12 protein-coding genes and 3 pseudogenes are annotated in these 21,004 nt (G+C 58.0%); 13 read left to right on the top strand and 2 right to left on the bottom strand.

The features are described 5' to 3' along the window. Positions 1 to 297 precede the first annotated feature (297 nt). The 11 genes and pseudogenes from XH85_RS46235 to XH85_RS10010 form a co-directional block, all read left to right on the top strand. Positions 298 to 515 (top strand): annotated as a pseudogene (locus tag XH85_RS46235) (transposase); the annotation flags it as partial. Between the two features lie 239 nt (positions 516 to 754). Then, on the top strand, positions 755 to 970 hold the full coding sequence (locus XH85_RS09965; RefSeq protein WP_128931753.1) for a cold-shock protein: 216 nt from the start codon (positions 755 to 757) through the stop codon (positions 968 to 970). A 290-nt stretch (positions 971 to 1,260) separates the two neighbouring features. Beyond that, positions 1,261 to 1,662 (top strand): hypothetical protein, encoded by a 402-nt coding sequence (locus tag XH85_RS09970; protein WP_128931754.1) that lies wholly within the window; start codon positions 1,261 to 1,263, stop codon positions 1,660 to 1,662. 1,611 nt (positions 1,663 to 3,273) lie between these two features. Next, positions 3,274 to 3,705, top strand: a complete 432-nt coding sequence (locus tag XH85_RS47830; protein ID WP_420809152.1) for an efflux RND transporter permease subunit — start codon at positions 3,274 to 3,276, stop codon at positions 3,703 to 3,705. After that, the gene (locus tag XH85_RS47835) at positions 3,638 to 4,009 is read left to right on the top strand and encodes an efflux RND transporter permease subunit (RefSeq protein ID WP_420809153.1); all 372 of its coding nucleotides are present in this window, start codon (positions 3,638 to 3,640) and stop codon (positions 4,007 to 4,009) included. Before XH85_RS47830 ends, XH85_RS47835 begins: the two co-directional genes overlap by 68 nt. A 100-nt stretch (positions 4,010 to 4,109) precedes the next feature. Further along, positions 4,110 to 4,295: pseudogene (locus XH85_RS48225) on the top strand (transposase); the annotation flags it as partial. Positions 4,296 to 5,145: 850 nt separating this feature from the next. Next, a pseudogene (locus XH85_RS44870) lies at positions 5,146 to 5,818 on the top strand (pantoate--beta-alanine ligase); the annotation flags it as partial. Between the two features lie 707 nt (positions 5,819 to 6,525). After that, positions 6,526 to 9,630 carry an efflux RND transporter permease subunit gene (locus XH85_RS09995; RefSeq protein WP_128931757.1) on the top strand — a complete coding sequence of 1,035 codons (3,105 nt, stop codon included), beginning with the start codon at positions 6,526 to 6,528 and terminating at the stop codon, positions 9,628 to 9,630. 109 nt (positions 9,631 to 9,739) lie between these two features. Beyond that, entirely contained in the window at positions 9,740 to 10,630 is an 891-nt protein-coding gene (locus tag XH85_RS10000) for a sulfite exporter TauE/SafE family protein (RefSeq protein ID WP_128931758.1), read from the top strand. 79 nt (positions 10,631 to 10,709) lie between these two features. Next, entirely contained in the window at positions 10,710 to 10,916 is a 207-nt protein-coding gene (locus XH85_RS10005; RefSeq protein WP_128931759.1) for a hypothetical protein, read from the top strand. Positions 10,917 to 11,405: 489 nt separating this feature from the next. Then, the gene (locus XH85_RS10010) at positions 11,406 to 12,545 is read left to right on the top strand and encodes an MFS transporter (RefSeq protein WP_164934979.1); all 1,140 of its coding nucleotides are present in this window, start codon (positions 11,406 to 11,408) and stop codon (positions 12,543 to 12,545) included. A gap of 310 nt (positions 12,546 to 12,855) precedes the next feature. On the opposite strand, the gene XH85_RS10015 is transcribed toward XH85_RS10010, so the two are convergent. Both XH85_RS10015 and gmd read right to left on the bottom strand, forming a co-directional pair. Continuing rightward, on the bottom strand, positions 12,856 to 13,833 hold the full coding sequence (locus tag XH85_RS10015) for a GDP-L-fucose synthase family protein (protein ID WP_128931761.1): 978 nt from the start codon (positions 13,831 to 13,833) through the stop codon (positions 12,856 to 12,858). After that, positions 13,814 to 14,899, bottom strand: coding sequence for a GDP-mannose 4,6-dehydratase (gene gmd / locus XH85_RS10020; protein WP_128931762.1), 1,086 nt, complete (start codon positions 14,897 to 14,899; stop codon positions 13,814 to 13,816). Before gmd ends, XH85_RS10015 begins: the two co-directional genes overlap by 20 nt. A gap of 1,295 nt (positions 14,900 to 16,194) precedes the next feature. On the opposite strand from gmd, the gene glmS reads away from it, so the two are divergent. Together glmS and XH85_RS10030 are read left to right on the top strand one after the other, a co-directional pair. After that, positions 16,195 to 18,021, top strand: coding sequence for a glutamine--fructose-6-phosphate transaminase (isomerizing) (gene glmS / locus XH85_RS10025; RefSeq protein WP_128931763.1), 1,827 nt, complete (start codon positions 16,195 to 16,197; stop codon positions 18,019 to 18,021). Positions 18,022 to 18,919: 898 nt separating this feature from the next. Continuing rightward, positions 18,920 to 20,911 (top strand): glycoside hydrolase family 127 protein, encoded by a 1,992-nt coding sequence (locus tag XH85_RS10030; protein WP_128931764.1) that lies wholly within the window; start codon positions 18,920 to 18,922, stop codon positions 20,909 to 20,911. The last annotated feature ends 93 nt before the right edge of the window (positions 20,912 to 21,004 follow it).

The following is a 21,004-nucleotide window of genomic DNA, read 5'->3' on the forward strand; positions in this document are numbered from 1 at the left end:
GCCGGCAGCCTCAAAGTCGAGACCTTACTCGCCATAGCGAAGGACGTGCAGATTGCCGACTGACACGCACGTGGGGTGCGGCGTGGTTTTGATCCGGCGCAAACGATCCATGCTTGCTTCCAGCTTCGCGAACTGTCCTAGACATGACACCGCGTCCGGCGCTTGACCTTGCGCGCACTTAGCCAGCCGAGGCGCCACGCTGACATAAAGAGTGTTCGCCGTCTGGGCCTGTGAAGCAGGCAGTGTGATTTTGCTTTGGGAGGAGTTCCTGGTTCATAGTAGCCAGCGGGAGCGAAGATGAAACAGAAATCCGGACCGGGCAAAGCACCGGCAGAACAAGTTGTAAAAAGACATTAGGCGACAGACGCGCCGGCATTATTCGCCGGAAGAGAGGATCCGCATGGTGCTGTGCGCGGCAAGGAGAACATCTCGAGATCTGCCGCCCAGAAGGCATTGCCGCCTCGATGTATTACAGCTGGTTCAAGGAGTTATCTGACGACGGACGTCAGCTCTTAAACGAATGTCGACAACTTGACCCTGCAGCCCGCTACGAAGTCCCTGCTGAACATCCAATTCTCAATTCGGCACGGCCTTTGCTTGGTTAGCGGTACCATCACGTATTGCTCCAGATACGGCGATGTTAGGGGCGGGCTCGGCGTCGCGAGCGTCTGGTCCGCCCCGCCGATTTGCTGTGGCTTGCGACTCCGGCGCCTAAGAGGCCATGCCATAGCCTCGAACACACGTTAGATCAGAGATGCAGACTGGAACGGTAGTGTCCTACAGTGTTGAGAATGGCTGGGGCTTCATCAGACCCGACAACTGCGACGGCGTGGACTTGTTCGTGCACATTTCGGACCTTTGCGACTGCACAGGGGCTGATCTGGTGCCCGGGACGCGCGTGTCTTTCGATCGTCGCTTCAACAAACGCCGATCGAAGTACAGAGCCGCCGAGGTCAGACTAATCAATTGAGATGCCGTATTTTCTGAAGCACGCGTTGCTTATCATTTGATATCGGAACGACGATGCAGGAGCGCTTCCCTTGCAAGGCGCATTAAAATTGACGGCTTCCTCTCTGTACGTTCAGGTCGATCTTCTGACGAATCTTGCCGACTCCAAGACGCCTTTTGGAGTAGTGACGTGCCACCTGGATGTCGTGAGCAATCCTGGTCAAAATCGTTCAATGAAGCATCGAAGATGTTGGACCATTTTAGGACGCCGGCGTCATCTGACGGCAGCGTTTCGGCACGGACCTCGTACAAATGATCGTCCCCAAACAATCGAAACTGGAGGCCGCGCCACGGATCATACATACATTCGGCGACGCCCGCGGTGACGCTCAGCGTAGTGCAGTCGACGATCTTGACGAGATCCTAGCCACGCCGCGTGTATTGGCCATCGGTATGTTCCAGACATGCCAACAACGCCCGTCGTTGAGCGTAGCGAAGATCAGACACGAACAGGCTATGGACGATGCGCGCTTTCACTTGCTCGCTCTCGACATTAAGCTCGGCCAGCCGCTGATCGAGTTCTCGGATCGAGTTAACAACCTCGAGGCCGAACTCGCGTCAGCCCGCGACGGAGTTTTCATCGGGAATCCTACAATGAGGCTCCTTTGCGGGGGCCAAGTGCGCAGCACCTCCAGCGCTTTGATGTCACCGTGATTGTTTCAGATCTCGCAGGAGAGCCAGATCTCGACTGCGCGATTGGGAGTACTGGACGCGTTATCTGCACCGGCGGCCCCGATCGCACAATTCCGTCGGTTTCTTACGCGCTACGGGCTCTGATGCTGCTGCCCTCACGACTCTTTGCCGCTTTCCACGGCCTTTGTCGCCGTACTTGACGCCGATTTCGTTTCGCAGACGCCGCTTTCAGAATCGGGGTCCACCTTACCATCGCTCCGTTGCTCAATCCGGCGAAATGGTATTGGCGCGCTCTTCTCCTGGGAGCGGCTGCCATAGTGTCTTAGCGCCATGTGGTTTGGAGCTTGGCCGATACGCTGGTGCCACTCGGCTGGACGGCGGACGCGCTTCCTTATGCGGACTTAATCGAGCGGACGTTGGCACCGTTTAACGAGCCGAGCGTTGTCGAGTTGAAGATTCGCATGCCGAAGCTCTACTGTGCCGTCCTCGTCCATTGCGACTCGAATCAACCCGTACCTGACGCCTTATTGTGGAGGAATACGGTGATCTGTTGCCGTACTAGAGCGCTCGTTCCTATCGACGAACAGATGCTCTTCAGATCGTCCCAGAGCTAGTTGGGGGGATCAAGTCGGGCTGGAGGACAGGCGCAGTCCGCCCCTGCCATAACTTGCGCGATCGACGATGCTTGAAAGTAGAGATCCAAGACAGCGCGTCGGCCAAGTCGGCAGCGTCCCTCATCAAAAGCCCCGTGAAGGTGACGTTGCGCTGGCATGCGGCCTGCACAACACCGATCACAGTCCATCCGAACCCATCGCCCCAGATCGCGTAGCGAGCTAATCTGGGTGAGAGCTCGATCGCGTTTCACCATTGTGCTCTTAGCCGACGCGGCGCGGCTATGGGATGCTTTGCCACTCAGACAAGTCTCGCGGGATACCCATCTTTGTAGGATCTCCAGCCCACGGCCAATGACATCTCCCGTTCGCCAACTCTTCTGCTGCTATGACTGGCGAGATATACTGGCCTAAAACCTGACCATCAAACAGGAGGGCGCATCCTCCCGGCACGATAATGATCTCGGCTAGCCCGGCGTATGTTTCATACCTCCATTTCATAGCTAACTACTGGGTTAATCCCTTTGATATTGACGGCAACGCAGGTGCGACTCGGCGCCTTCACTCAAGAGAACTCGACGCTGTCCCTGCCGCGCCCACGCTGCCGGTGAAGTTAGCCCGGACGTGACTCGGCGCTTGTGCTGGTCCGAAAAAGCGCTGTCCCTACCACGCCCCACTAACTTCAGTGGCCAACCTTGCCATAACAACGCTAACCACCTCGCCTTCGCGGGAGTGTCTTAAGCTCCCACGGGCGGCGGAATTGTAGTGCCAAGAGCGATCATGGGACGCCTACCAGGATTGGTGGCTGGCCCACGGCGTAAAGGCGCACTATTGGTGTGGTAATGGCCGCACGAGATGGGCACATGCACATCAGCACGATTGCCCGCGCCAAGCTTGGGCAACTACGGGCACTCACCTCAGCCGCGTAGAAACGGGCCCGAGCATATCTGGCGTGGATGCAGGCAAGCCGGCACTACAACCGTGGTGATACGGGCGCGGCGTGTGCGATGCGACGAGCCGCATGCAGGTTGACGACGTGCTCAAGCTTTACGTCAGCAACAATGCAGCGCTATGGTGTCCTTTCAGAACTCGTCACACCGGTCTGGGAAACCAGTCTCCTCCAGTTCGTGCGCTACAACGGCTACCCGGCCATGCGCATTGCCGGCAGGGGCTGCACCCGGGGATAGCCAGCGGCGACGCGATGATGGAAATGGAAAGACTAGCCTCACAACTGCCCCCAGGTTTCACAGTCGAGTGGACTGGACAGTCTCTGCAGGAGAAGCAATCTGCCTCGCAGGCGCCAATCCTGCTTGCTCTCTCCATGTTGGTCGTCCTTCTGGTGCTGGCTGGCGCTTTACGAGAGCTGGTCAATTCCGTTCTCGGTGATGCTTGTCGTGCCGCTTGGAATAATCGGTTCCGTTCTCGCGGCCCATCTGCGCGGGCTCGAAAATGACGTCTTCTTCAGCATCGGTTTTATTACTATCATAGGTCTTTCGGCCAAGAACTCGATCCTGATCGTCGAATTCGTCAAGAACGTTCGCAATCAAGGGCGTGGGCTTACGAACGCCGTCGTCGAAGCAGCCAGGCGTCGATTGCGTCCGATCCTAATGACCTCACTGGCCTTTGCACTCGGTGTGGTCCCATTGATGCTTGCCCGCGGCGCCAGCGCCGAAACCCAGCGTGCCATCGGGACCGGGGTATTCGGTGGCATGATTTCAGCAACGCTCCTCGCTGTGTTCTTTGTGCCCGTCTTCTAAGTCTTCGTCACGGAGCATTTCGGTGCACGCAAAGGTCCGGGCAGCCCGATACACACGACACATGCAGGCCGCATTGATATCACGCGGACTGCGCCGCAGGATCAGCCGGTTCAACAGCCCGCAGAAGCTGGTGAGCGATTTCGGGCTCAACCCGCGGGTGCGGCTGTCGCGACTGGGAGCTGCCCATCACGGCCGCATCAGCAAGATCGGCCGCAGTTCTGCGCGCGCCATGCTGGCCGAGGCGGCCTTGGCTGCGACCAAGGCGCCCGGTCCACTGCATGAGTTTGGTACTGCCGGTTTTGGCCGCGGCGGGCGATCCTAGCCATAGGCTATCGCACGCAGGTTAACTCCAGGGCCGCACGCCCATCTCACAGGTTGTCCGTCACGGTCTGGGTGAGTCCTAGTGGCTCAAAAATTTCGTTGGCATAGGACCAGCTTCGGCTATGCCAACGTATAGCTTTCGAAGGAATTCCTCCGCCGGCATTTTTGAGGAGGACACGATCACTGGGTAGCCGAGGCGACGCTATGGGAGGCCATGCAGTTGATCACACTTAAATCTGTTCAGATGAGTTTTCGTCATCCCGATTGGGACTGTACTGCGCATTCCAGAGCACGAACGCGGAGATCGCAGAGCAAGCTTGGCAATGCGCTCGGCACGGAACAGGCTGGCCGGGGCTGGCGGACAGTTCTTCTCTAGAACCGCATGAATTCAGGGCTAAGAGGTTAACTTGAAGGCGGCTCTCCGCTCTCCTCGCTGGACCAGACGGGAAGATGAACTGTTGCGCGAGCTTGTTGATGCAGGCGCGCCTGTGGAATCCATTTGCGAAACGCTCAACAGGTCCGAGCCGGAACTTCGGAGGCGTGGCTACTACATTGGCCTACCAAGGAAATGGTTTAAGCGAAGAGTCGCCCTCTGATGTTGAGGCCGCGCTCGACTGCGATCCTGGTTTTGGCAAAGTAAGGCCACTAACCGAGGCCGCCTCTTTCATTCAGTAGAAAAGGCGACGTCGACTTCCGCGCCCGCCTGCATACGACGATGGTAAGCGCGCATTTTGGCGCGCGGCTATGCGCTCAGTCGGCCGCCGGCACGATCGGACGCCGGGCTGGCTTGATTGAGCCCGGCGAACGAACGTCAGGTCGACTCCACTCAGTTCGGACTGAACGAGGATCTCAGCACCTACACGCCCGACTTCTTGCAGGATGAGGGACTGTGCCGCGACGCCGGTGTTGCGTTCCTCTTTGCGCCGGATGCACAGGAAGTTTATCCGAGTCATTTCGAGACCTTAATTGAACCGTGCGACCTCGCCAAACCTCTGTACGGAGCCTTCAGGCCTGGACATTTTCGCGGTGTCGCGACCGCCGTATGCCAGTTGTTGAACATGGTGCAGCCCGACGTGCTGTTTTTTTTTGGCCAGAAGGATTTTCAGCAATGCGCAGTCGTGCGTCGCATGGCGGTTGATCTCAATCTCCCAATCGAGCTCGTCACCGTACCGACCGTTCGCGAGCAGGATGGGCTCGCGATGAGCAGTCGCAACCGGTATCTCGGCAAGGAAGAACGTCAGCGGGCCCTTGCGTTCAATCGTGGACTCTCCGCCGCGCTCGATGAATTCCGCTCGGGAGAAAGGCTAATTGCGGTCGCCAAGACATTTAGAGACATTTGACCGACTCCAGTATCTTGAACTTGTGGACGGTGACACGCTCAACGCCGCCGACAGTCCACTGCGACGCCCCGCGGCGCTTTGCGCAGCAGCCTACGTTGGATCGACCCGGCTGATCGACAACGTAATACTGGCGTTGCCAACTCCGTAGCTCAATGCGTAGCCAACATTACGCGGCATATTGAACTGGAAGAAGTGCTCAAGCCAACCGTTCCGACAGACGTGTCGATGTTAGCAAGGGCGAACTCCGAGCAGACGTTGTTCAGCGAGTTAGCGATCCGAGAGGGAGGCTTGCGGAATATTGTAGGACCGAGAACTTTGCGTCTGGCAAGGTCACAAGTTTCGCTGGGCTGCGACCAGCGAGCGTGTCGACAAACCTTGGTATAGTGTTTTGCAGGCCATTCTATATTGCCCACTTACCTTTGTAGAGTTGAGCACCCGTCAGGTCGTTTGTACTTTCGATCTCGAACCCGGATCATTCGATCGACGGGGCGGCGCGAATCCCGAAGTGACGCCTTGCTAGGAGTCGTTGCGTTCCAATCAGGTGTGAGGACGAACATCTTGAGTCTGACCGTTGTCCGGTTGCACGCAAAAAGACTAAGGGGCTGTGTCTTAAGAAGGTGCTCACTATTCGAGATCGCGATGAGTGATCAGAACAGCGCAACCAACCTTCATTCAAGCGACGAAGATGAATAAGCGGAGGATTGGGCACGCTATGCTCAGCAACGTGTGAGTCTTTAGAGTAGCCGATACGCTTCCCTCATACTACGGGCTTTAGCGCAGTCGCCGCATTGATGATCATTGCTGTACCGCAATTTGCTGGCGTATTTGCATCCCCCTCTGGAAATGCGAGTCAAGATGGCATTTACCGAGCTTTTCATCAAACGTCCGGTATTGTCTATTGTCGTCAGTCTCCTGATCTTGCTGATCGGCTTTCGCGCGGCGACCGTACTTCCGATCCGGCAATATCCCAAGCTATCTAATACGGTCGTCAATATCACGACTTCCTATCCTGGCGCCTCCGCCGACATGATCCAGGGGTTCATCACGACTCCGCTGGAGCAGGCAGTCGCTTCCGCCGAGGGCGTCGACTACATCAGCTCCTCATCGGTGCTCGGTACCTCGACGATCCAAGTCTACATCAAGCTGAATTTTGATCCCAACGAGGCGCTCACCGAGGTGCTCTCCAAGGTCAACTCAGTCAAATATTTGATCCCAAAGGAATCAAACGATCCGGTCGTCACTAAGTCGACTGGTCAGACCACCGCTGTCATGTATATCGCGTTCTCCAGCGAGGAATTGACGGCAAGCGCGATCTCCGACTACCTCTCGCGCGTCGTGCAACCCGTTATGGCAACCGTCGATGGCGTCGCAGCGGCAGACATCCTGGGCGGTCAGAGTTTTGCGATGCGGCTATGGCTCGATCCTGCGAAAATGGCAGGGCACGGCGTGTCGCCGGCTGAAGTTTCGGCTGCAATCGCCGCTAACAACTTCCAGGCCGCGGCCGGCCAGACCAAGGGCAATTTCACTATCACCGATGTCACTGCAAACACGGATCTGCGGAGTGTCGATGACTTCAAGCGCATGATCGTCAAAGCCAATGACGGCGGCTTTGTGCGCATGGAGGACATTGCCGTAGTCGAGCTTGCCGCGCAGACCACAGACATCAGCGTCGCCATGAACGGCGAACACGCGGTCTTTATCGGCGTTCAGGCGAGCCCGCAAGGCAATCCGCTAAACATAGTGCGAGGCGTTCGGGCCCTGTTTACAGACATGGAGCGTAACTTGCCGCCGTCACTAAAGATGAAAGTGGCCTACGACTCCACCAAGTTCATTCAATCATCGATCGATGAAGTGGAGAAGACGCTCATTGAGGCCGTCGTTGTCGTGGTGGTGGTGATCTTCCTATTCCTGGCCTCGCTGCGGTCGGTCATCATTCCTGTAGTCACTATTCCTTTGTCGCTCGTTGGTGTCTGCAGCATGATGCTGGCGCTCGGGTTTTCATTGAATCTTCTGACCCTTCTTGCCATGGTTCTCGCGATCGGTCTCGTGGTCGACGACGCGATCGTGGTGGTGGAGAATATTCATCGCCATTTAGAAGAAGGTGCGCCGCCTGTCCAAGCTGCTACGAGGGGCGCGCGAGAGATCGTCGGCCCCGTTGTATCCATGACGATTACCTTGGCTGCGGTATATGCCCCAATCGGATTTCTCGGCGGCCTCACCGGTGCGCTGTTCCGCGAGTTCGCGTTTACGCTAGCCGGAGCGGTGATCGTGTCGGGCGTGATCGCTTTGACGCTGTCGCCGATGATGTGCTCGCTCTTCCTGCAGCGCGCTGAGGAGGGGCGGGTCGCAAGAGTTGTGAACCGGGGGTTCGGCGCCATGACACGATGGTACGGCCGCAAGCTCGACCGCTCGCTCGACTATCGTCCGATTACCGGGCTGTTTGCGCTGACCATGTTGGGCCTCGTCGGCTTTCTCTATATGAATATTTCCAAGGAACTCGCACCCGAGGAGGATCAAGGTATCGTATTCGCTCTAATCAAGGCGCCGAAATACGCCAATATCGACTACCTCGACTACTACGGTACCAAGCTTGAGAAAGCGTTACAAAAATTTTCCGAGACTGATTTGAGTTTCGTGCTCAATGGCGTTAGCGGCCAGCAGAGTGGCATGGCCGGCATGTTGCTCAAGCCATGGGACGAGCGCAAGCGATCATCGACCGCCCTACAGTCCCTTGTCCAAGCCGAGCTGTCGAAAATCGAAGGGATTAACGCGTTTGCCTTTAGCTTGCCGCCACTTCCCGGCGGCTCTGGTGGCCTACCAGTGCAGATGGTGATCAATTCGACGCTTGGCTTCCAATCCGTCTACGAGCAAATGTCGAAGCTGAAGGATGCCGCGCGCAAGAGCGGTCTGTTCATGGTGAGCGACTCCGACCTCGAGTTCAACCAGCCGGTGGTACGAATCAAGGTTGATCGATCCAAGGCCAACGAGCTTGGCATCACCATGCAGACCATCGGTAGCGCGCTCGCCACCTTACTTGGCGGAAACTACGTCAATCGCTTCAATTTGCAGGGGCGCTCCTACCAGGTGATCCCGCAGGTGCCACGTGAGGAACGCCTGGCGCCGCAAGCAATCGGGAGCTATTATGTGAAGACTGCGACGGGGGCGATGCTCCCGCTGTCTACCGTAGTCTCCATCGAGACTGCGACCGATCCGAACGCGCTCACCCACTACAATCAGCTCAACTGCGCGACCTTTCAGGCCGTGCCGATGCCCGGCGTCACGATCGGTCAGGCTGTGGACTTCCTCGAAGCCGAAGCAAACAAACTGCCCGCAGGTTTCAGCCACGACTTTCTCGCCGACGCCCGCCAATATGTGCACGAGGGTAACCAACTGGCGATTACCTTTGCTTTTGCAATCATCATCATCTTCTTGGTGCTTGCGGCGCAGTTCGAAAGTCTGCGCGATCCCTTCATCATCATGATCAGTGTGCCGATGGCAATCGTCGGCGCCTTGATCCCGCCATTCTTTGGCTGGGCGACTATGAACATCTACACCCAGGTCGGATTGTTGACACTGGTCGGGTTGATTTCCAAGCACGGCATCCTGATGGTTGAGTTCGCCAATGAGCTGCAGCTCAAGGAGAGGCTTGACCGTCGCTCGGCTATAGAGATGGCCGCGCGCGTCCGACTGCGTCCAATCTTGATGACTACGGCGGCGATGGTCACGGGCTTTATACCCTTGTTGACTGCAACGGGAGCTGGCGCCGCGAGCCGCTTCTCGATCGGGCTCGTGCTCGTCGCTGGCATGTCTGTTGGCACGCTGTTCACGCTCTTCGTGCTGCCGGCGGTCTATGTCGCGATCGCGTCCGATCACCGTGCCGATGCGAGCTCCGGCCGCGCGAACATCGCCGACGAGCTCGACCTCACCGGCGCTGCTGATGCCCAGCTGGCCAAGCAATGACGATAAATTCAATCCAGTTCGCTCAGTGTGGTGAGCGGATGAGCCTGCGACCGGGCGCTGGTTCCCCGATGCGTGACCCGACGCCGTTCGGATTGGGAAAGTTTAAGAAATGCCTGAATTTGATGCTGCTATGTGGTTTCTGGTCGCAACGACGTGTTTTGCGGCCTTTGTAAATGGAGCCATCGGCTACGGCTTTTCCTCGCTCACTGTACCCCTTGCGCTGATTTTCTACACCAATCGCATTCTCAACCCCGCTATTGTCATCATCGAGGTCTTCGTCAACGTTTACGTCCTCCTCGTCAATCTGAAGGGCGTGCGGGTGGTTTGGAGACGAGTGTTTCCCGTCTTGCTTGGACTCTTGCCGGGCATTGCGCTCGGCGGCTATGCGTTGACCTCGCTCCAGCCGGGATGGATCAAATTCGCCACCTACACGATCATTCTGCCCCTGATCCTGCTGCAAGCTGCGGGTTGGCGCCGCCCTATCGAAGCAAGCTGGCTGATCGGCCTGCCATTCGGGTGGATGCTGGGGCTCCTCTATTCGGTGACGACGATCTCCGGACCCCCCTTAGCGATGCTGTTTAACAACCAGGGCTTGGTCAAACACGAATTCCGCGCCGGCCTAGCGTTGGTTCGCGTGGCGGAATCGAGCGTGACCGCCTTGGTCTATTATCAGCTCGGCTTGTTCATTTCCGAAAGCGGAAGCTTGTTCTATGTTTTTATACCCGGTGTCATGCTTGGCATCCCGCTGGGGTCCTACGTCATTCGGCGGCTCGATCCGGAGATATTCCGACGCATCTGTATGAGCTTTGATGCTTGGATCGTGGGCTTCGGTTTGTCACGGGTGCTGATCGAGATCGATTTAGTGCAGAGCGCCTGGGCTTATAGCGTAATGGCGGCGGCGATACTGATCGATCTCTGCCTGCTATACTTGTTCCTTACTACGCACAGTCCGATTTGGTCAGAGCGACGGTCTCGGCGAACTGCGGATATAAGCGCTTGAGCGATGGCGGCGGGCCCCTGGGTATCGAAATGCGCGCGCGTCCTGGTCCTGATCGACGCCCCCCTCTTCGGCGGCGACAATGATGGCATGGAAATCTGGTTTGATTGCCCAGTACGCCGGCGCCGGGAGTTCGGGATCGCAGGACAGCGCTGAACTTTTGGAGGCTGATGTTGCCGCCATGCCATTCGAAGTGGCTGTTGCCGGCGGCGACCGGCTAGTCCGGAAAAAACGAATGATTCGAGACACGACACATCAAGCGCGGCGCGGGGACCGTCTGGCCGCCTGAAACCAGGACGATCGAATATCGGGCCGACATTGACGGCTTGCGCATGATAGCGGTCCTCGTTGTATTGACCTCGCGGGTCAGCGCGGTTACTCGTGATGAGAGCTTCCGATTGTGCAAAAGCTGTCGGAAAACCGACGGCCGTGTTAGCGCGCCAATCATAGAGGCGTGGGGCGCCGTTGGCTTTGTAGGCTTTGCGACAGGTCATGTGAGCGTTGCGCCTCCGGCTGTCGCAGACCAGCAAAAACTGTCACCCGTATGGCTAGCTCATCCGGCAAAGATTAGCCGAAACACCGCATGCCGGGGCTCCACGATCATCCTATTCGTCGCTCGTCCTGTGATGTAGTCCAGTTTTTGTGACGGCATCGCATTTGCAGGGATGAAGAACGTCAACTTGAGGCCATCATCGTCGAGCCGCGCGCCGCTTGCAGGCGACGCACGCAGGATGAGGGGCGCCGCGCTCGCGAGCCCGTTCTCTCAGGAGCGCCCGTGATACCATCTGCCAATTGGTCTGCCGGCCTGCTTGGGACGCGGCTGACATTTTTTGTGGCCGGATTCGGCCTCGCGGCCTGGGCGCCTTTGGTGCCACTCGCCAAGGAGCGGCTCGCGGTGGATGACCGCATGCTTGGTCTACTGCTGCTCTGTCTCGGAACGGGATCGGTCATCGCGATGCTTCTGACCAGCGTGTCGAATGCGCGGTACGGCAGCAAGCCCATTATCCTCGCGGGTGGACTTGGACTGACGATCATCCTGCCGTGCCTTGCGATTGCCGACACACCTGTCAGGCTGGGTGCCACGCTGTTTGCTTTCGGCGTTTCACTCGGCTCGATCGATGTAGCCATGAACATTCATGCGATTGAACTGGAGCGCGCAACTGGCCGTCCATTGATGTCGGGCTTCCACGCCCATTACAGCATTGGGGAATTCAGCGGCTCTGCCGCCGTGACCTCGTTCCTCTCGCTGCAGCTTGGCTCGCTTTTTTCGACGTTGGTCTGTTCGGCGTTAATGACGATCGCGATTGTGTCGGCCTGGCCGAGGTTGCTCGCGACGGGTTCGCGACAGCGGGGGCCATTGTTTGTCTTGCCCCATCGCAGTGTGTTGCTAATAGCTGTGCTCGCGGCTATCACCTTTCTTGTCGAAGGTGCAATGCTCGATTGGAGCGCTTTGCTTCTCGTTGAGCGAGATCTTCTCGCGGAGGCGCAGGGGGGCATTGGTTGTATGCTCTTCTCAATCGCAATGACCGCGGGGCGTCTCAGCGGAGATGCCGTGGTGGCGCGAATCGGCGACCGTGCCACATTGGTGCTCGGGACTCTGCCGATCGTGACAGGCTTCTTGGCTGTGGTGGCCGCGCCCGTTGCGTTGATTGCTATGGCGGGCTTCGCGCTTATTGGATTGGGTATTTCAAATGTTGTACCTGTACTGTGTCGAAGCGCCGGCAAACAGAACGTGATGCCAGCAGGCATAGCGATCGCGGTCATCACGACAGGCGGCTACGCGGGTATACTCGTCGGGCCAGCCGGCATCGGGCTCATCGCACACATGTTTGGCTTGCCCTTGGCGTTCGGGATGTTAGGCGCGCTCATGTCCATCGTTACGCTGTCGGCGAGGAGGATGATCACAGACAATCGCTAAGGCATTGGGGGAGAGGAAAGGGCACCAGCACGCTTCCGGCGAATGATCGTCCATCGGCGTTTGAGACTTAGAGTCGATGAGCTCTCAACTGATGGCAGCACATCTCGATCATCATCATTCTCCTTTTTCCTGCAAGTCGGCTTGCTGCGTCGTAGCTAGGATACACCGCGTCACTCGGGTTCTTGGCGGCCAACTGAGGCGGTTGCTGACAATGAAAGTTCGTCAACTGCGAAGCAGGATTTATCGTTACGTGAGCGGCGAGTCCGCTAGGCCGGACGTTCACCGCCGATTGATCGTAGGATCGGCCTCATTATCCGGGAACAAGCGAATCACTCTGGTGCCGTCCAGCGCAGTCAGCGCGATACGCCCGGTATGCCAGCTGAATGCCGTCCACGAGCGAGGTCGTGGCGCGCCAGCCGAGCCCGGACAGCCGACCCACGTTGAGCAGCTTGCGCGGCGTGCCGTCCGGGCGCGACGTGTCGAAGCTGATTTCACCGCGAAAACCGACGGCGGCCGCGACCATGAGTGCGAGCTCGGCGATGCTGATGTCCTCGCCGGTACCGATATTGACGAGTTCCGGCGAGGAATACGTCTTCATCAGATGGATGCAGGCGTCGGCAAGATCATCGACATAGAGGAATTCGCGGCGCGGCGTGCCGGTGCCCCACACCACGACTTTGCCGCCACCCGAAATCTTGGCCTCGTGGAAGCGGCGGATCAGGGCGGCGACGACGTGGCTGTATTTGGGGTGATAATTGTCGCCGGGGCCGTAGAGATTGGTCGGCATCACGCTGATGAAATCGGCGCCGTACTGGCTGCGATAGGCCTGGGCCATCTTGATGCCGGCGATCTTGGCGATGGCATAGGGTTCGTTGGTCGGCTCCAGCGGGCCGGTCAACATCGAATCCTCTCGCAGCGGCTGCGGCGCCAGGCGCGGATAGATGCAGGAGGAGCCGAAAAACATCAGCTTCTCGCATCGATTGGCATGCGCCGCCTGGATCACGTTGCTCGAAATCGCCAGATTGTCGTGGAGGAACTCGGCGCGCAGCGTGTTGTTAGCGACGATGCCGCCGACCTTGGCGGCGGCGAGGAACACGGCCTGCGGCCGCTTCGCGGCAAACCAAGCGTTCACCGCGGCCTGGTCACGCAGGTCGAGCTCGCTGCGCGACGCCGTCAAGAGATCGGCCTGTTCGCGTGCCAGCCGGCGCATAAGCGCCGCGCCGACCATGCCGCGATGGCCCGCAACGAAAACCGTCTTGCCCTTCAGTTCAAACGCCGTGCTTGCCATTGGCCGTGCCCTGCCTGGCTTCGACGAGATCGCTGGCGACCATTTCCTTCACCAGTTGCGAGAACGGCGTCTTCGGAGCCCAGCCGAGCTTCGCGCGCGCCTTGCTGGCGTCGCCGATCAGGAGATCAACCTCGGTCGGACGGAAATAGGTCGGGTCGATCTGCACCAGGGTCTTGCCGGACGCCTTGTCCACGCCGACCTCCTCGACGCCCTTGCCGCGCCATTCGATGTTGCGCCCGACCTCGGCAAACGCCAGCTCGACGAACTCGCGGACCGACCGCGTCTCGCCGGTCGCGAGCACGAAGTCGCCGGGCTCGTCGACCTGCAGGATCCTGTGCATGCCCTCAATATAGTCGCGGGCATGGCCCCAGTCGCGCTTGGCGTCGAGATTGCCGAGATAGAGCGTGTTCTCGAGGCCAAGCTCGATGCGGGCGACGGCGCGGGTGATCTTGCGCGTCACGAAGGTCTCGCCGCGGGTCGGGCTCTCATGGTTGAACAGGATGCCGTTGCTGGCGAACATGCCATAGGCCTCACGGTAGTTCACCGTGATCCAGTAGCCATAAAGCTTGGCGACGCCGTAGGGCGAGCGCGGATAGAATGGCGTGGTTTCCTTCTGCGGCACCTCTTGCACGAGCCCGTAAAGCTCCGAGGTCGAGGCCTGGTAGAACCGCGTCTCCTTTTCCCTGCCGAGGATGCGGATCGCTTCCAAAAGGCGCAGCACGCCGATTGCGTCGGCGTTGGCGGTGTATTCCGGGCTCTCGAAACTGACCTGGACGTGGCTCTGGGCGGCCAGGTTATAGATCTCGGTCGGCCGGATCTCCTGCACCAGCCGAATCAGATTGGTCGAATCCGTCATGTCGCCATAGTGCATCAGGAACGGCACGTTGCCGGCATGCGGATCCTCGTAGAGATGATCTACGCGCGCGGTGTTGAACGAGGACGACCGGCGCTTGATCCCGTGCACGGTGTAGCCGAGACCGAGCAGATATTCGGCGAGATATGCGCCGTCCTGCCCGGTGACGCCGGTGATCAGCGCAACGCGCCGCTTTGAATCCTGAGCCGCCATGGTCTCTCTTAGTTGCGCCGGAAAGAAGGCTCTGTGAAACGCTATTGCGAAGCCGTTTCTCGAGAAATCTAGATGCGCAAGCCCGCTCTACCCGCAATTGGTGGAAAGCGATCGTTAGCGCCAGTCATACACATCATGTAGGAATACACACTATATACATTGATTTAGATTGGACTGGAGGAGTGCCAACACATTGATCTTCAAAACATGAAAGTCAACAAACGCTCTCATCCTGGCTGATATCCGCAATGTTCCTAAGTAGGCGAGATGGATGCGATCGCCGTTGCGAGCGCAAGGGCGCGCTTGTCCAGGGCGATATCTCCAATGAGATAGAAGCCGTCTGTGTTCCTTATCTATCCTCAGGCGCAGTCGCGTGGCTTGGCAGAGCGACGAGCTGAGGCCGCAGCCGTCAATGCATTTGTCGGATGACGGATGCAAGCCAGCACACACAGTCAGGTCTGCGCGTCAATTCGCAGTCTACAAAGCGCCCGTACCGTTAACTTCCGAACAGAACGCCCGGCCTTGGCGGTCGTCTCATCAACCGTAATCAGCGCCTTTGTCCAGCTCGCGCCAGGCAGCGGACGGTCGACGCAAGACAAAATGAGAAAGAGTAGAAAACATTGGTATAGATCCTCGAACGTTTCGATATCGAAAGTTTACGTTTGTACACTACAGCTTCGCTGCCAATCGTTTAGTCTCGACGAGCGTAACTTGCCTCGGTTCGACGCAAGGACTCAGTGACTGCCACTCAAGCGCCGCCCGGTTCGTCGGTTTCGCTGCTCACTTCCTTGGGAATTTGAGTGGCAAGTCGTGAAATGACTCACAGTGATGATGAGCCAAACAAGACAAGATGTTCCATCGTAGGATAATTGGTTGCCGATCTGGTTGGAATGTCCTTAATCTATGGAGCCAGACTATTTGCGCGATATGTCCTCGCAGCGGCTTTATGCGACGACGACAGCTATCGTCGCAACCGAGCAAGTCTGTTTGTGTCGGGATTGGATGTCGCACCACCGTTCAAGCGCGCCCGATTATCTGGCTCTCTTCAAAGCGGTCACGCTATTCGCAGCCACATCCCAGTTTGTACTCGATGGGCAGCCAAAGGCGGCATGTAGCCGGGCGAAGCGATGATGGCTGAAAGAGAGCTAACTCACGCTTGTGAATGCGGCGGCGATACAGGGGGCCGCGACAAATTCCGAACTTGACACCTGTTATCATCGGGCAAGCGAATTTCGTAACGGTGTTCCCGTAATGCGGAACGTCGGACTTCTTGAATTTGGGCAGCATTGATCGATATGTGTGGAATTGTCGGCATCTTGGGGCGTGGTCCGGTCGTTGGGCAGTTGGTCGCTTCGCTCAAGCGATTGGAATATCGTGGCTACGACTCCGCAGGCCTCGCGACCCTCGAGGGTCTCCGTATCGAGCGGCGACGCGCTGAAGGCAAGCTGAGAAACCTTGAGGAGCGGCTACGCTATTATCCGCCGTCGGGTCGTACCGGGATTGGTCACACCCGCTGGGCTACTCATGGAAAGCCGACCGAGCGCAATGCTCATCCGCATGCGACGGAAAATGTAGCGGTCGTTCATAACGGGATCATTGAGAATTTCAGCGAGCTGCGGTCCGAGCTGGAGCGGAATGGAGCCCATTTTGACTCAGAGACGGACACCGAGGTGGTGGCACATCTCGTCGAATCTTATCTCAAGAATGGCTACTCGCCGCAGGATGCGGTACAAGCGTCGCTGCCACGGATGCGCGGTGCCTTCGCGCTGGCATTCCTTTTCAAGGCCCACGACGATCTTTTGATCGGTGCGCGCAAGGGGTCGCCCCTTGCGATCGGACATGGTAACGGCGAAGTGTATCTAGGATCGGACGCGATCGCGCTCGCGCCTTTGACCGACACCATTACCTATCTTGAAGACGGCGACTGGGCCGTGCTCACGCGCACGACGTGCGTGATTTATAGCGCAGACGGCTCCGTCGTGCAGCGGGAAATATCAAAGTCTGGCGTATCGTCACTCCTTGTGGACAAAGAGAATTATCGCCACTTCATGGCCAAGGAAATCCACGAGCAGCCGATAGTGGCGGGCAAGACATTGGCGCATTATCTCGACATGGCGGCCAAGCGCGTCGCGCTGCCGCTCACATTGCCGTTCGATTTTAAATCCATTCAGCGCATCTCAATTACCGCGTGCGGCACGGCGAGCTATGCCGGGCACATCGCCAAATACTGGTTCGAGCGGCTGGCGCGCTTGCCTGTCGAGATCGATGTAGCGTCCGAGTTCCGCTACCGGGAGGCGCCTCTGCGTCGGGGTGATCTCGTCGTCGTCATCTCGCAGTCGGGCGAAACCGCCGACACGCTGGCTGCGTTGCGATACGCCAAGGGCCAGGGCGTGCACACGATATCTGTAGTCAACGTCCCGACCTCGACGATTGCGCGCGAGAGTGAATCCGTTCTGCCGACACTGGCGGGGCCAGAAATCGGCGTCGCCTCCACAAAGGCATTCATCTGCCAGCTGATGGTATTGGCGGCCCTTGCCGTCGCAGCAGGCAAAGAGCGCGGTAAGCTGTCTGAGATCGATGAATCGAAGCTTGTGCGTGAGCTTATCGAAGTGCCGCGGTTGATTGCTGCGGCGCTGTTGATCGAGCCGCAGATCGAGAAGCTCGCGCGTTATGTCGCCGACTCGAGAGGCGTGCTCTATCTCGGTCGGGGCACATCGGCCCCCCTGGCGTTGGAGGGTGCACTCAAACTGAAGGAAATTTCCTATATCCACTCAGAAGGTTATGCCGCCGGCGAGCTCAAGCACGGACCCATCGCACTGATCGATGAGACCGTGCCTGTGGTGGTGATCGCGCCTTACGACGAGGTCTTCGAGAAGACCGTCTCGAACATGCAAGAAGTTGCCGCTCGGGGCGGCAAGATCATCCTGATCACCGATGCGAAGGGTGCTTTGGAAGCGACAGTGGACACACTCATGACCCTTGTGCTGCCGGAGATGGTCGCAAGCTTTACGCCGATGGTCTATGCCATTCCGGTTCAGCTCTTGGCTTACCATACCGCCCTCGTAAGGGCCACGGACGTGGATCAGCCGCGTAATCTCGCAAAATCGGTGACTGTCGAATGAGGTCGCAGTGTTAGTATCTGAGCATTGAGGCCGCGCGTCGAGATGTTGGGCTTGCGTTTGGTCGCGTCGAGTTCGTGGAGACGGAACCGGACAATTTCCCAATCTTGCTGTCTCCGAAGTTGCTCGTAGCTGCCGTATGATGCCGAAGCCGACGAGCAAGTGTTGCAGAAGCTTCGCGCCGCTCTGTCGCGGCTTATTCACTGGAAGCGTATACGCGCGACAACTTACTTTGCCCAATTGCCAGCATGCGCGCCCTGTCGGGCAAGTTGAGCATGCGCTTCGCCCCCGGAGGATTGCTTAGGATTAGCAGTCCAGTTTCTCCCTTAGATCGCGCCTACCAACGGCTCATTGAATCCGGATGCGCCACAGGCGCCGTGACACCTACTGCGTGTCATCAAAAGAATTGTTAGAAACCGGACATTCCCGCGCAAGGTCGAGGGCTTAGTATCAATAGCAGATGGTTCGCCGCACCGGAAGGACGCGGCGCTGTCTGTATATGCGACAGGCGAGTACTACTGGCCATTATCTGGCCCAGCGACAGCCGACCCGCTCGTACAGCAGGATCAACCCGCGTTGTGGCGACGCGGGATTTAGCACGATGGCAAATCCGGCGATCGCATCGGATCCTACCGCGGAGCCGCAGATCTGGTTGACAGAAGAACCGCTCCTCATTCTCGGCACGGGAATTGCTGTCCCGCTCCTCGAACGCAGCGGCTGTCAACGCATGTCTGGGAGTGCGGCGCCTTAGGGCAACCTCTCCATTTCTATCGTTTGAACGCTCGCAACGAGAATACGATTGTGCGGCCGCAAATCTCAGGGCCACAACCCGGCAAGGCAAGCGTGGTGAGGTGGCTCGCCTGGCTAGGCGACCGTTCGCCACACTCCAAGGAGGAACGCGATGAATGATCGGAATGTGGCCGAAGTCGATCTTCACAACCTACAGGTCTCGGATCCGCTGATTGGAAAATGCCAGCAGCTGGTCAGGGAAGTGGCAATTCCCTACCAATGGGAGGTGCTGAACGATCGCGATCCCGAGGCGATACCGAGCCACGCGGTGGAGAACTTCCGCCTTGCCGCCGGACGTGCGAGGGGCGAGTTCCGTGGCGCAGTTTTCCAAGACAGTGACGTCGCAAAATGGCTTGAGGCGGCTGCATGGTCGCTATGCCAGGCACCAAATCCAGACCTGGAGAAAGCCGTCGATGATCTAATTGAACTGATTGCGGCCGCCCAATGCGGCGACGGCTATCTCAATACTTATTTCATACTGAACGCGCCTCAGGAGCGCTGGACCAACCTAGCGGAGTGCCACGAACTTTATTGCGCGGGCCACTTGATTGAAGCAGGTGTCGCGTTCTTTCAGGCAACTGGCAAACGGCGATTGCTGGAGGTCGTTTGCAGGCTTGCTGACCACCTCGGCACAGTTTTTGGCCCAGAGCGCGATCAGCTGCACGGCTACGATGGGCATCCGGAAATCGAACTTGCGTTGGCACGCCTCTACGACGCGACAAAGGAGCGGCGATATCTCACACTAGCCAATTATTTCGTGGAGCAACGCGGCACGGAGCCGCACTTCTACGACATTGAGTACGAGAAGCGCCAGCAATCCCGCGTCCCCAAATCCGACGGCCCGCCTTGGATGATAAAAAACAAAGCGTATAGCCAAGCGCACTTGCCGCTTTCGGAGCAGCGGACTGCAACAGGTCATGCGGTTCGTTTTGTATACCTCATGACGGCAGTAGCTCATCTCGCGCGTCTGCGCCAGAACGAGCAGCAGCGCCAAACTTGCCTACGGCTATGGCAAAACATGGTCCAGCGCCAGATCTATATTACCGGAGCCATCGGCTCGCAAAGTGCCGGCGAAGCCTTCAGCAGCGATTACGATTTGCCGAATGATACGGCGTATGCGGAAAGTTGCGCGTCGATTGGCTTGATGATGTTCGCGCGCCGTATGCTGGAGTTGGAACTGGACAGTCGCTATGCCGACGTGATGGAGCGCGCGCTCTACAATACCGTTCTCGGCAGTATCGCGTTGGACGGGCGTCACTATTTTTATGTTAACCCGCTCGAAGTGCACCCAAAAACGCTGAAGTCTAATGGCATCTACAATCATGTCTCGCCGGTGCGACGACCTTGGTTTGGCTGCGCCTGCTGTCCACCGAACATCGCACGGCTTTTCACATCCATTGGTCATTACATCTACACGCCCAGCACCGATGCGCTCTATGTAAATCTCTACGTTGGTAATAGAGTAGCAATATCCGTCGACGGACATGCGCTGCGGTTGCTCATAAGCGGCAGCTATCCCTGGAGAGAAGAGGTAGAAATCGCCGTCGAATCTGCGCCGCCAATTGCCCACACGCTCGCCCTGCGCCTGCCAGAATGGTGCAGCGTACCGCAGGCGAGCCTGAACGGCGAGCCAGTGAATTGCGAGCCGCGCAAGGGCTATTTGCACATTCGCCGAACGTGGCAGCAGGGAGATCGCGTCAAATTATCGCTGCCGATGCAAGTGCGTCGCGTATACGGCCATCCACAACTTCGCAATTTGGCCGGCAAGGTGGCCATCCAGCGTGGCCCCTTAGTTTATTGTCTGGAGGAGGCCGACAACGGGACCGAGTTACACAACGTTTGGCTTCGCTCAGACAGCCGGTTTTCCCTTATGGAAGGAACTGGTCTCTTTGACGGCAAGATTTTGCTGCAGGCCGACGGGGCGCGGTTGCAACACACGCATTCTGAAGAAGCGGCGCTTTATCACTACGACAAAGTGCCTGGACAGCTAGAATCGCAGCGGCTGACATTCATTCCGTGGTTCAGCTGGGGTAACCGCGGCGAAGGCGAAATGCGGATTTGGATAAATGAGCGGGTGGGTCGCGCTTCTACGGGCCGACGTTAGACTGCCGTTCTGGCGCAGGCGATATCGTTGGTCAAATTCTGGAAATCGGCCAATCTATGGAAGGCGGTGCGCGAGTCCACTGGAACGTTGAAA

This window comes from Bradyrhizobium zhanjiangense, from assembly GCF_004114935.1.
GTDB classification, from domain to species: domain Bacteria; phylum Pseudomonadota; class Alphaproteobacteria; order Rhizobiales; family Xanthobacteraceae; genus Bradyrhizobium; species Bradyrhizobium zhanjiangense.

What these genes read in the sequence shown, in the direction of transcription:
- XH85_RS09965 (WP_128931753.1), top strand. Translation starts at nt 755, where the DNA reads ATGCAGACTGGAACGGTAGTGTCCTACAGTGTTGAGAATGGCTGGGGC.
- XH85_RS09970 (WP_128931754.1), top strand. Translation starts at nt 1,261, where the DNA reads ATGATCGTCCCCAAACAATCGAAACTGGAGGCCGCGCCACGGATCATA.
- XH85_RS47830 (WP_420809152.1), top strand. Translation starts at nt 3,274, where the DNA reads ATGCAGGTTGACGACGTGCTCAAGCTTTACGTCAGCAACAATGCAGCG.
- XH85_RS47835 (WP_420809153.1), top strand. Translation starts at nt 3,638, where the DNA reads ATGCTTGTCGTGCCGCTTGGAATAATCGGTTCCGTTCTCGCGGCCCAT.
- XH85_RS09995 (WP_128931757.1), top strand. Translation starts at nt 6,526, where the DNA reads ATGGCATTTACCGAGCTTTTCATCAAACGTCCGGTATTGTCTATTGTC.
- XH85_RS10000 (WP_128931758.1), top strand. Translation starts at nt 9,740, where the DNA reads ATGCCTGAATTTGATGCTGCTATGTGGTTTCTGGTCGCAACGACGTGT.
- XH85_RS10005 (WP_128931759.1), top strand. Translation starts at nt 10,710, where the DNA reads ATGATGGCATGGAAATCTGGTTTGATTGCCCAGTACGCCGGCGCCGGG.
- XH85_RS10015 (WP_128931761.1), bottom strand. Translation starts at nt 13,833, where the DNA reads ATGGCAAGCACGGCGTTTGAACTGAAGGGCAAGACGGTTTTCGTTGCG.
- gmd (WP_128931762.1), bottom strand. Translation starts at nt 14,899, where the DNA reads ATGGCGGCTCAGGATTCAAAGCGGCGCGTTGCGCTGATCACCGGCGTC.
- glmS (WP_128931763.1), top strand. Translation starts at nt 16,195, where the DNA reads ATGTGTGGAATTGTCGGCATCTTGGGGCGTGGTCCGGTCGTTGGGCAG.
- XH85_RS10030 (WP_128931764.1), top strand. Translation starts at nt 18,920, where the DNA reads ATGAATGATCGGAATGTGGCCGAAGTCGATCTTCACAACCTACAGGTC.